The organism is Flavobacterium agrisoli (genome assembly GCF_016522065.1).
Classification (GTDB): Bacteria; Bacteroidota; Bacteroidia; order Flavobacteriales; family Flavobacteriaceae; genus Flavobacterium; species Flavobacterium agrisoli.
In genome coordinates this window covers 102,242-113,822 of sequence record NZ_JAEHFV010000003.1, presented here as the reverse complement: position 1 = coordinate 113,822, position 11,581 = coordinate 102,242, and the positions used below count along the sequence as shown (strand labels likewise).

Genomic DNA, 11,581 nt, shown 5'->3' with positions numbered 1-11,581 from the left:
TGCTTTTTGCAGCCTCCAGCAAAACAGCCATTTTTTAAGCCGAATACAATCCATAAAAAAACACATCAAAAAGTTAAAAATAGATGCGCATAAGCCCGAAAAGTGCTATATTACATGTTTATTAAAAGCGTTTGCAAAAGTAGTAACCGCTTTGATTGTAAAATTGAAATTGACTATATGACTATAATAATTACTTTTTGCGTTTTACTTTTGGTAGCGTATCTTTTTGATTTAACATCTTCCAAAACCAAAATCCCATCGGTTATTTTATTGCTTTTAATGGGTTGGGGTGTGCGTCAAATTACCGACTTATTGGCTATAGACCTTCCTGATTTTTCGTACGTTTTACCCATTTTGGGCACCATCGGACTGATTTTAATTGTGTTGGAAGGTTCGCTAGAATTAGAACTCAACCAATCCAAAATCGATTTGATTAAAAAATCCTCTTTGGGAGCCTTTTTGCCGCTATTAGCCATGGCATTTATTGTAGCCTATCTGTTTCATTATTACGGAGGTTATCCATTTAAAACCTGTTTATCCAATGCTATTCCGTTTTGTGTAATTAGTAGCGCAATTGCCATTCCGAGTGTACGGAATTTAAGTCAACGCAAAAGAGAATTTGTCATTTACGAAAGTAGTTTGTCTGATATTTTTGGGGTAATTCTTTTCAATTTCATTTTGTATAACACCACTTTTGGAACGGCCACTTTTGGTTATTTTTTCTTGCAGATTTTAATTATCATCGTCGTTTCGTTTTTGGCGACCGTTTTATTATCCTTTTTATTAAATAAAATTGACCACCACATTAAGTTTGTTCCCATCATTTTATTGATTATTTTGATTTACGAAATTTCGAAAATGTACCATTTGCCGGCTTTGTTTTTCATTTTGATTTTCGGTTTATCCATTAACAATTTTGATGAATTGAAGCGCTACAAATGGAGTGAGCGTTTTCGTCCGGAATCCTTATCCAAAGAGGTCGAAAAATTCAAAGAATTGAATATCGAAGCAGCTTTTGTAATTCGTGCATTATTCTTTTTGTTATTTGGCTATTTGCTGGAAACGTCCGAAATCTTAAATCCAGATACTTTTATTTGGGCGTTGGGAATTGTTGCCATAATTTTTGCTTTACGAGCTGTGCAACTGTTACTTTCTAAAATGCCGTTAATGCCGTTATTGTTTGTGGCTCCTCGTGGTTTAATTACAATTTTGCTGTTTTTATCGTTAGATGCTTCGTTAAAAATTCCGTTGGTTAACAAATCCTTGATCATTCAGGTCATTGTGCTAACTACTTTATTTATGATGTTCGGCATTATGATTTCTTCTAAAAAAGAGGAATTAAAGAAAGAAAAAGAAGAAAAAGAGGCTCCCAAAAAAGAGGAGCCTGCTGCTTAAATTGTATGAAAAAAAGAACTAAATCAAATTTGGAGTTTAACCTTCCATTTTGGCCGAAAGTTCGAACCAACGTTCTTCTTTTTGTTCTATTTTGGTAATGATATTTTGGAGTTCATTAGCCTTTTTTTCGATGGCATCATCGGCAATTTTTCCATCAGAAAACAATTGCTCAATTTGGGCTTTTTGCGTTTCAAGCTCTTTAATTTCTTTTTCTATTTTTTGAAATTCTTTTTGCTCGTTGAACGTGAGATTTCCTGCGGGATTATTTTGTTTCCACACTTTTTTCTCGGCTTTATTTTCTTCCTTTTGCGTTACATCGGCGCTGTCTTCGTAGGCTCTAAAATCGGAATAATTTCCAGGGAAATTTTCAATTTCGCCTTGCCCTCTGAAAACAAACAAATGATCTACAATTTTATCCATAAAATAACGGTCGTGCGAAACCACAAGCAAACACCCCGGATAATCCAACAAGAAACTTTCTAAAACATTTAATGTCACAATATCCAAATCGTTAGTGGGCTCATCCAAAATCAAAAAGTTCGGATTCTGGATTAAAACCGTACACAAATACAAACGTTTTAATTCGCCACCACTTAATTTTTCTACATAATCGTGTTGTTTTTTTCGGTCGAATAAAAAACGCTCCAATAACTGTCCGGCCGAAATAATTTTCCCTTTTGCTAACGGAATATATTCGCCGTATTCTTTAATGATATCAATAACTTTTTGTCCTGGTTTCGGATTGATTCCGCTTTGGGTATAATAACCAATTTTTATGGTTTCGCCCTTGATAACCTTACCGCTATCCAAAGGCAAAGTGCCGGTTAAAAGATTTAAAAAAGTAGATTTTCCGGTACCGTTTTTACCAATAATTCCGATACGTTCGCCTCTTTGAAAATCAAAACTAAAATTATCTAAAATGACGTGGTCTTTAAATTTTTTAGAAATTTTATGCAATTCGATGATTTTACTTCCCATTCGCTCCATGTTGATTTCGAGTTCTACGGCATTCTCTTTTCGGCGACTTTGGCCTTTTTCTTTGATGATGTAAAAATCATCTTGACGTGATTTGGATTTGGTTGTTCGGGCTTTGGGTTGGCGACGCATCCATTCCAATTCTTTCACAAAAAGATTTTTGGCTTTATCAACCGATGCGTTTTCAGAGGCAATACGCTCTTCTTTTTTCTCTAAATAATACGAATAGTTGCCTTTGTACTGGTAAATTTTGCCGTTATCCAATTCGATAATTTCGTTACAAACACGCTCCAAGAAAAAACGGTCGTGCGTTACCATAAAAAGGGTGATGTTTTCTTTGGCAAAATAACTTTCAAGCCATTCAATCATCTCTAAATCCAAGTGATTGGTAGGCTCATCCAAAATAAGCAAATCGGGACGGTTAATTAAAATAATAGCCAACGAAAGACGCTTTTTTTGTCCACCCGAAAGATTTTTAACTTTCAATTTAAAATCTTCCAACTTTAATTTAAACAAAATTTGCTTGTACTGCGTTTCAAAATCCCAGGCATTATGTTGGTCCATACCATCAAAAGCTTTTTGATAAGCCTCTTCGTCTTCCGGATGTTCCAATGCTTTTTCGTAAGCTTCGATCACTTTCAACGTTTCATTATCCGAAGCAAAAATACTTTCCTCTATAGTCAGTTCGTCTTGCAAATTATTTTCTTGCGACAAAAAAGCCATACGAATGTCTTTTCGAAGTACCACTTGACCGGTATCGGGTTCATCTAAACCATTGATAATGCTCATGATGGTGGTTTTTCCGGAACCGTTTTTGGCAATAAAAGCAATTTTTTGATCTTTATTAATTCCGAACGAAACATTTTCGAACAAAACGCGTTCACCAAAAGATTTGGATATATTTTCTACTGATAAATAATTCATGTTTTAGGATATGATGCAGTGCTGCATTAGTAAATTGAAACCGTTGCAAAGATAGGTTACAAGCAGTCTTAAAAAAAATGAGAATTTGTATCTTTATAGAAATTGCCAAATCATGAGTAAACAAGACTTTTTGGACAAACTAAACGCTTATTATGAAGCGATACAGGAAGGAAAAAAGAGCAATTGGAGTTCCTTATTTCCGATTCCGACAAGTGTAATTTCTTTTTTCGAAACCGAACTACAGCTAACCTTTATAGAAAAATATGAACCCGGAAATGTATGTTTTAGAAATGATACCGAACTCAGACCAGAATTTAAAACTGTTTTTACCGCAACCGATTTGATTGCTTTTTTTCTTGCCCAAAGAGATGATAACAAACAAAAGTTAGATTGGAATCATTTTGAAAACACTTTTTCGGAAACCCTTTTTTGGCCAAATGTAGACCTTGGAAAACGATTTTTAAATCCGATTTTATAGCTTTAAAAAAGAACTTAAATCTACTTCATATAGTTGTGGCGCAACATTTATTATCGGTTTAAGAATCAGTTTTTCGTTTGTCAAATAAAATCGAGAACCATCAAAAGTGGCAATCCCTTCTATTTGATGAAAAGGTAATTGTAACCGAATTCGCTTCAGGTTGGTTTCAGAAAAATGACCTTCAAAAAAATGAGGTAACCAATACAAAAAAGGTTTTCCTTTTTTAGAATAGCCGCATAAAATGACATTTTCCCCATCTGTAGTCCTTGTAGCGCCTGTTATCAAACCTTTAACCGGTAGCGTCGTTTTCAGTTTGGCAATATGATCGCCAACTTGATTGGGCAAAACATAAACATTCGATTGTTTCGATTTCCATTGCTTGGTAAACAAATAAACGGAATCGTTTGTCACCACAAAGGCCTCACAATCAAAATCGGTTGAATTGGGTTTTACAGCCGAAAAATCAGTTTGATTTTCGTACCGAAAAGAAATAGTATCTATTTTGGGTTGCGCATCGTAAAAAGTTTTTTTCGCAATTTTTAAAATATGCAAATTGGTTCGATTTCCTTGATAATTATTGCCAAAATCACCCAAATAGATATTTTCGGCATCTTGACTTATTTCTTCCCAATCTTGATTTTGCACCTGGGTTAATCGGACTTGCTTTTTTATTTTTCCTAAGGTATCCAAACCATACAAAGTGGTATCATGATCGTCGTTGTGTGTCCAAAGTAAACCATCAAAAGCAATTAAACCCGAAGTTTCGCGAATAGAATCCGAAAGTACAGCAATGGTTTTCGGTTTTACTTTTTGACTATACAGGGAGACCGAAAAAAGGAATAGAAGAATGTAAATCGATTTTGACATGGTTTAAATTGAAATCAAATATAAGGTTTAAAATAGCAATTACCCGATTAATCAAGTAGTAATTATATAACATTAATCGATTCAAATAAAATAATTTTTTAAAATAAATCCTACTTTTGTATGTATCCGAATATGCCTCTTTATGAAATATCTTTTACATATCCTGTTAGTACTCGCTCTCTTTAACTCCATTGAGAGCAACGCCCAAAAAATAGATTCTTTATTGGTAAACAGTCGGGATATTACAGATATTTTACGCGAACTTTTTAACAAAAAAGACACCACGCAATTAAATAACAAAAAAGTAGCGTACTCCTTTTTACCTGTGCCGGTTGATGGTACAGCCAATACAGGGTTAATTGTTTCGTTTATGACTTCTTTTTATTTAGGAGAAGACCATGAAAAAACCAGAATGTCGCAAATTACTTTTGCACCTTCTTTTACATTTAACAAACAATATATGTTTCCGATTCAGTCCTATATCTATACCAATGAAAACAAATACAGTTTTATTGGCGACTATCGGTTTTTAATTTATCCGCAACCCACTTTTGGATTAGGAAATCACAATACTACCGAAGAACAATCGATACTCGATTACAAACAATGGCGCTTTTATCAATTTGTTACACGTAAGGTTTGGAGAAGTTTCCGATTAGGTGGCGGTGTTTTACTCGATAATTACCAAAATATTTCTGAAGAAAAAGAAATCGAGGGACAAACAGATTATGAAAGCTACATGAATGGCAATTATGATGATGTAAATTCGTTCGGATTGGCGCTTCAAATTTTATCCGATACCCGAGAAAGCATTATTAATCCTTCGCAGGGACATTATTTAGAAATTGACTATCGCGTAAATACCAATGGTGGAATTAATAAAAAAGGATGGCAATCCCTTTATGTTGATGCCCGCAAATACCATTCGCTTAGCGATGAACGACATAAAGTAATAGCGTATCGCGCTTTTTATTGGGCCACTTTTGCCGGCAGTCCGCATTATTTAGATTTACCAAGTATTGGTTGGGACAGACAAGGCCGAACAGGTCGTGGCTTTACCCGAAACCGATTTCGAAGTAACTCCTTATTGTATTTTGAAGGAGAATACCGAACCGATATTTCGAGAAACGGTTTTTTAGGTGCGGTTTTTTTTAGCAATGTTTCGTCAGTATCAGAATTAAATAAATATTGGTTTTCAAAATGGAATCCCGCTGTTGGAACCGGATTGCGCCTCAAATGGAACAAACGAAATAAAACCAATGTGGCATTAGACTTCGGAATTAGTAAAAATGACTGGTCGTTGCGTTTGGGATTAAGCGAAAATTTTTAACTTTCGCCTTTTTGAAAACAATATGCAATTATCTGTCGTTATCCTCAATTACAATGTTCGTTATTTTTTAGAATTATGTTTGATTAGCGTTGAAAAGGCAATCGAAAATCTCGAAGCCGAAATCATTGTGGTCGATAATAATTCAACCGACGATAGTTGCCAAATGATGCAAGAACGATTTCCGCACATCAAATGCATTCAAAACCAATCGAATGCGGGATTTCCAAAAGGCAATAATATTGGTGTAACCCATACAAAAGGCAAATACCTCTGCATTTTAAATCCCGATACCGTCGTAGCCGAAGACACCTTTATTAAAATCTTGAATTTTGCCCAAAATCAAACCGATTTGGGAATTATAGGCTGCAAACTCATTGACGGTACAGGCGCTTTTTTACCCGAAAGTAAAAGAGGAATTCCTACGCCCTGGGTGGCTTTTACTAAAGTGACGGCGCTCTATAAATTTTTCCCAAATAGTACCAATTTCAATCAATATTATGCGCAACATCTTTCCGAAAATCAATCGGGTGAAGTACCTATTTTGGTCGGCGCTTTTATGGTTATGGAAAAAAAATTATACAACGATCTAAACGGTTTTGATGAAAATTGTTTCATGTACGCCGATGATATCGACCTTTCCTATCGCGCTTTATTACAACGTAAAAAAAATTATTATTTTGCCGACACCTCCGTTATTCATTACAAAGGCGAAAGCACTTTAAAAGACGCCTCTTACATGCTACGGTTTCAAGAAGCCATGACTTTTTTCTATAAAAAACACTTTCAAATTCCGTTTTGGTTTGGTTTATTTATGAATACAGGCATCTATTTTTTTTCGATTTTTAAAAGATGGCAACCACAAAAGAAAACCGTAAAAGCCCCAAAAAAATATTTTTACTATTCGCAAAACCCCGAATTACCCGCAATTTTAGAGCATCGATTACAAAATAAAGTCGCATTTTATGATTTAAAAAAGGAAAAAATGGTAAATTCGTGCCAAGAATTTGAAGGTAAACCGGTTGAATTTTTAATAGACAATGCGTATTTGAGTTTTAAAAAAACGATTGCCTTTTTAGAATCCAAACACAACCAGCAATTTACGTTTAAAATCTTACCTAAAAACACCAATTTTTTAATTGGAAGTGACTCAAGTACCGATAGAGGACAGGTGATTCAACTATGAAAATAATGCAATTAATATAATTTTAAATGTATTATTTGATTAATTTCGCAACACAAATATCGAAATCACCTTTTAAACTAAAAATATGGCAAAATTTGAATTAAAACTTCCATCTATGGGAGAAAGCATTGCCGAAGCCACAATTACCAATTGGCTTAAAGCAGTGGGTGACAAAATTGAAGCAGATGAGGCTGTCGTGGAAGTAGCTACCGATAAAGTAGATAGCGAAGTACCAAGCGAAGTTTCGGGTGTCTTGGTAGAACTGTTATTTAAGAAAGACGATTTGGTTCAAGTAGGCCAAACGATTGCGATACTTGAAATTGAAGGCGGAGACGAAGTTGAAACAGCGACAGCAACCGATATCACAATTACAGAAAACGTTCCGACTGAAGCCATCGAAATTGAAGAAACCATCAACAAAGTACAAGAAAATAGTATTGCTCCTGTAGCAAATTCTGATTCGGATAAATTCTTTTCGCCTTTGGTTAAAAATATTGCCAAAGAAGAAGGAATTAGCCTAGCCGAATTGGAGCAAATTTCGGGTAGCGGTAAAGACGGTAGAGTTACCAAAGAAGATATTTTGAACTATGTTGAAAACCGAAAAGAAGCAATTCCAGCCGTTGCAAAACCGGTTCAAAATACACCAACTCCTGAAGCTCCTGCTCCCGTTTCGGTAAATGGTGGCGACGAAATTATAGAAATGGACCGCATGCGAAAGTTGATTTCGGGTTACATGACAACTTCCTTACAAACCTCAGCCCACGTACAATCGTTCATAGAAGTTGATGTGACCAACATTGTAAAATGGAGGGATAAAAACAAAGTAGCTTTTGAAAAAAGAGAAAACGGAAAACTAACTTTCACTCCTATTTTCATGCAAGCGGTAGCGCAAGCCTTGAAGGATTTCCCGGGCATGAATATTTCGGTAGATGGCAATTACATCATCAAAAAGAAAAACATAAATTTAGGAATGGCGGCGGCATTACCAAACGGAAATCTAATTGTTCCAGTTATAAAAAATGCTGATCAACTCAATTTAGTTGGCATGGCAAAAGCCGTTAATGATTTGGGAAATCGTGCAAAAAATGGCAAATTAAAACCCGATGATACCGTAGGCGGAACGTACACCGTTACCAATATTGGTTCGTTTGGAAGTGTTTTTGGTACGCCGATTATCAACCAACCGCAAGTAGGTATTTTAGCTTTAGGTGCCATTCGAAAAGTGCCAGCTGTAATTGAAACTCCTGAAGGTGATTTTATCGGAATTCGTCAAAAAATGTTTTTAACGCACAGTTATGATCACCGTGTTGTTGATGGCGCTTTAGGCGGAAATTTTGTAAAACGTGTAGCCGACTATCTAGAAGCTTTTGATGTGAATCAAAATTATTAAACAAAATTCGGATTTAAAATAAAGTAAAAAGCCTTCTGAAAATTTTCAGAATGCTTTTTCTTTAGATTTTTATTTTATCAAAAACGAACCCATATTTAATTTTTAAGACGCGTTTCTTCTGGCAATTTATAAGGAAAAGTATTTTGCTTGGTTTGTAAAACCATATAATCCAACAACACGCCCGCGTCGACCATAAATATTTTCAGCTTTTGTTTTCCTTTTCGTCTAATGGGAACTTTTATGTACTGAATCGCTTTGTTGCGGAATACATTTTCTTTCCAGGTTTTGCTTCTCCCTTCGGTTTTAAAATTCACCATTTGAATGGATTCCTCATTCCATTGTACCATTACTCTAACATCACCATCAGTTGTTAAGGGATGAGTCGGAATAGCAACAAGACTCAACAAGGCTTTATCGTTATTAGTTTCGGTAAACAATTCGTACTCTAAAACGGCTGTTTTTTTATCATCTGGTAAAATTTGATTGGTTAAAGGTTGGGCTTGCATTACCGATTTTGAATGTCCAAATCCTTTTTGCAACGCCCATTTTAAATTTCCAAAAGGTAGATTTTTCACAAAACTATCTGCATACAAGACCGCCGTTCCGTTTTTTTCGACAATAGCATTTTGAGGTACATTGGCATAGGAATCAGAAATAGTAAGTTGAATCTTTTTTTCAAAACCATCTCCCTCAATCATTACATTTCCAGCATTTGGTTTTCCGGCTTTTTCCCAATTCTTCCAATCAATGGAAAGTTGAATTCTTTGTTCTAAAAGCACATTATCATCTGGAAAAAAAAGACCTGATAAGGCACTAGCTTTAATCCAATTGGGCAATGACTTGAACTTCCACTTCAACGAGGCATTTTTACTTTCTGGAAAAAAAACATCAATAAAATGTGATACCGAATCCTTAACATAAAATGTTGGTAATATTTGAATTCCTTCTTTTGTAGTCAGTGTATCTTCCACACTAACCCCTATAATCTCTTTAGAAGAAACCGTATTTAGATTGATTTCAGGATTCTCAAAAACGGGTAATTTACGAGGTTTCATATCCATAAAACCGTTCCATTTTCCGTTGTTCAATTCATTATAATCTTTCGTTAATTTCACAATGTTTTCATAAGCTTCATTTGCTTTTTCTTTGTATAAAATAGCACTTTTACGTCCTTGTTGAATGTAAACCAAAGCTTTATCTCGATACAAAAATTTAGCATTCATGGCTGCCGATGCCTTAACCGGATAACCTACTAATTGCGTAAAAGCACTCTGTAGATTTTCTGGTAATTGCTTTTCGATGCCTCCAACTTCCTGAGTAATTTTTGCGTAAGCATCAAGGCGTTGTTGAATTTCATCACCATTTACTAAGGGATTATAGGCCGTATTAAAAATTGGAGTTGTAGGTTCTGTTTGACTCCATGCCATAAATTCGGGTTTGCGTTCAAAGGCTAATTGGTAATATTCCGATTGAATATCGCCAATTTGTTGACCGTTTTTATCTCCGAAAATCTCGGTGTAAAATTGTTTTTGATGCTCCTTTATGGCTTTGGTTTCCTGAAATTTACCTGCATCAAAAGCCATATCCATGAACAATTGCGTATTGTACTCGGCTGGTTTAATATCGCCTACATTCAAAATCCAAATGTTTTTATTATTCAAATTGAAGGCTTTCATCATCTCTTCCTGAATCAAATATGGATTTGTGGTACTCAACCACAAATAATCATGAGGTCGACCCCAATAGGAAATATGATAATAAACACCCGCTCCTCCCGAACGCTTTTGTTCTTGTGCATTACTCAATGAACGAATGTAACCGTAATTATCATCGGTCCAAACCAAGGTGATATCATCGGGAACTTTCAAACCGTTTTTATACAAGTCTAAAACCTCTTTATAAACCGTAAAAACCTGCGGGACTTTTGCCACATCTGGATTAATATACTTCTGCAATAAACCTCTTTGATCTTGAATCACTTCGTTTAAAACGGCAATCGCCTCATCGTTATTTTTAACCCCTTCCATACCACTATCGTGCACACCTCGCATGCCAATGGTATAAAATCCATCAATATTTTTGGCTTCTTTTACACGATCTTCCCAGTATTTAAAGACATTATCTTTATTGGTTTTGTAGTTAAAACGTCCCATGATTTTTTCATTCCATTCGTCCACATTATTGCTAAGCATCGGTTCGGCATGCGAAGTTCCCAAAACAATCTCGTACAACGTCGCCATTTTTGCATTTTCCGGATAATGAAAAAAAGCTTTGGTACTCGGGTGCATGGCTGGCCAGACGGTATTGGCTTTTAAGCGTAACAACAATTCGAAAATTTTAGAATAGGTTTTAGGTCCGATATCTTTGGTTTCGGGTTCAAAAGTTTTGGCTGCCCAAGGTTGTAAACCCCAATCTTCGTCATTCAAGAAAATTCCTCTGAATTTTACCGAAGGAGGTTTCGATTGAAAATCTTCTTGCGAAAGCACTAATTCCTTTTGAGAAACCACCGGAACATCAGACCACCAATTCCAAGGGGAAACGCCTATTTTTTTAGACAAATCAAAAACACCAAAAGCCGTTCCTCTTGCATTAGTTCCTGCAATTACAAAGGCTTTTTTAATTTTTTTGTTCGGATTGAGAACCGTTCTGTACACATAACTTTCCCATTGCTTTAAAAAAGCAGCCGTAACCGATTTTTTATTAACAAAGGTTTTGATCAATTCTGAACCGATATTTCCGATAACAATTACATTGCCATTTGCTTGTTTAACTTCGGTAAGCACTTGGGGTTTGTATTGTGTTACTTTGAAAATATCTTCTGCTAACAAATTCGCCACAATCGAATCTAACGGAGAGCCTTTTTTATCGTATAAAATAACGGCTTTCGAGTGGCTACTTACAATTTCAAAAGCTCCTTTCTCTTCTGATTTCTTTTTTTGGAGATTAAAAGCTTGGTTGGATTGAATCAAAAAAATCAAACTAAAAATCGTGATAAGGTATTTCATCAAATATTTTTTAAAATCTAAAATAGGCATTCTA

General features: G+C 35.3%; 8 protein-coding genes. 5 read left to right on the top strand and 3 right to left on the bottom strand.

Translation table 11 applies throughout. The features are described 5' to 3' along the window. Positions 1-177 precede the first annotated feature (177 nt). Positions 178-1,395: a cation:proton antiporter gene (locus I5M07_RS08785; protein ID WP_200105931.1), complete on the top strand. Its 1,218-nt coding sequence runs from the start codon at positions 178-180 to the stop codon at positions 1,393-1,395. A 36-nt stretch (positions 1,396-1,431) separates the two neighbouring features. Here I5M07_RS08785 and I5M07_RS08780 read toward each other — a convergent pair whose 3' ends face one another. Beyond that, complete coding sequence (locus tag I5M07_RS08780) at positions 1,432-3,294, bottom strand: ABC-F family ATP-binding cassette domain-containing protein (protein WP_200105929.1); 1,863 nt, start codon at positions 3,292-3,294, stop codon at positions 1,432-1,434. Between the two features lie 112 nt (positions 3,295-3,406). On the opposite strand from I5M07_RS08780, the gene I5M07_RS08775 reads away from it, so the two are divergent. After that, positions 3,407-3,772 (top strand): hypothetical protein, encoded by a 366-nt coding sequence (locus I5M07_RS08775; RefSeq protein WP_200105923.1) that lies wholly within the window; start codon positions 3,407-3,409, stop codon positions 3,770-3,772. On the opposite strand, the gene I5M07_RS08770 is transcribed toward I5M07_RS08775, so the two are convergent. Continuing rightward, on the bottom strand, positions 3,767-4,639 hold the full coding sequence (locus I5M07_RS08770; RefSeq protein ID WP_200105921.1) for a T9SS C-terminal target domain-containing protein: 873 nt from the start codon (positions 4,637-4,639) through the stop codon (positions 3,767-3,769). The genes I5M07_RS08775 and I5M07_RS08770 overlap by 6 nt on opposite strands. Before the next feature lie 142 nt (positions 4,640-4,781). Between I5M07_RS08770 and I5M07_RS08765 the strand changes: the two genes are divergently transcribed. From I5M07_RS08765 to I5M07_RS08755, 3 genes are all read left to right on the top strand, one after another. Continuing rightward, entirely contained in the window at positions 4,782-5,969 is a 1,188-nt protein-coding gene (locus I5M07_RS08765) for a BamA/TamA family outer membrane protein (protein WP_233622000.1), read from the top strand. Positions 5,970-5,991: 22 nt separating this feature from the next. Beyond that, on the top strand, positions 5,992-7,152 hold the full coding sequence (locus I5M07_RS08760; protein WP_200105919.1) for a glycosyltransferase family 2 protein: 1,161 nt from the start codon (positions 5,992-5,994) through the stop codon (positions 7,150-7,152). Positions 7,153-7,237: 85 nt separating this feature from the next. Continuing rightward, the gene (locus I5M07_RS08755) at positions 7,238-8,542 is read left to right on the top strand and encodes a dihydrolipoamide acetyltransferase family protein (RefSeq protein WP_200105917.1); all 1,305 of its coding nucleotides are present in this window, start codon (positions 7,238-7,240) and stop codon (positions 8,540-8,542) included. 95 nt (positions 8,543-8,637) lie between these two features. Here the strand turns inward: I5M07_RS08755 and I5M07_RS08750 are convergent, their stop codons facing one another. Beyond that, on the bottom strand, positions 8,638-11,547 hold the full coding sequence (locus I5M07_RS08750) for a glycosyl hydrolase 115 family protein (protein ID WP_200105915.1): 2,910 nt from the start codon (positions 11,545-11,547) through the stop codon (positions 8,638-8,640). Positions 11,548-11,581 lie beyond the last annotated feature (34 nt).

Coding starts and splice junctions, on each gene's coding strand:
- I5M07_RS08785 (WP_200105931.1), top strand. CDS start 178: ATGACTATAATAATTACTTTTTGCGTTTTACTTTTGGTAGCGTATCTT.
- I5M07_RS08780 (WP_200105929.1), bottom strand. CDS start 3,294: ATGAATTATTTATCAGTAGAAAATATATCCAAATCTTTTGGTGAACGC.
- I5M07_RS08775 (WP_200105923.1), top strand. CDS start 3,407: ATGAGTAAACAAGACTTTTTGGACAAACTAAACGCTTATTATGAAGCG.
- I5M07_RS08770 (WP_200105921.1), bottom strand. CDS start 4,639: ATGTCAAAATCGATTTACATTCTTCTATTCCTTTTTTCGGTCTCCCTG.
- I5M07_RS08765 (WP_233622000.1), top strand. CDS start 4,782: ATGAAATATCTTTTACATATCCTGTTAGTACTCGCTCTCTTTAACTCC.
- I5M07_RS08760 (WP_200105919.1), top strand. CDS start 5,992: ATGCAATTATCTGTCGTTATCCTCAATTACAATGTTCGTTATTTTTTA.
- I5M07_RS08755 (WP_200105917.1), top strand. CDS start 7,238: ATGGCAAAATTTGAATTAAAACTTCCATCTATGGGAGAAAGCATTGCC.
- I5M07_RS08750 (WP_200105915.1), bottom strand. CDS start 11,547: ATGAAATACCTTATCACGATTTTTAGTTTGATTTTTTTGATTCAATCC.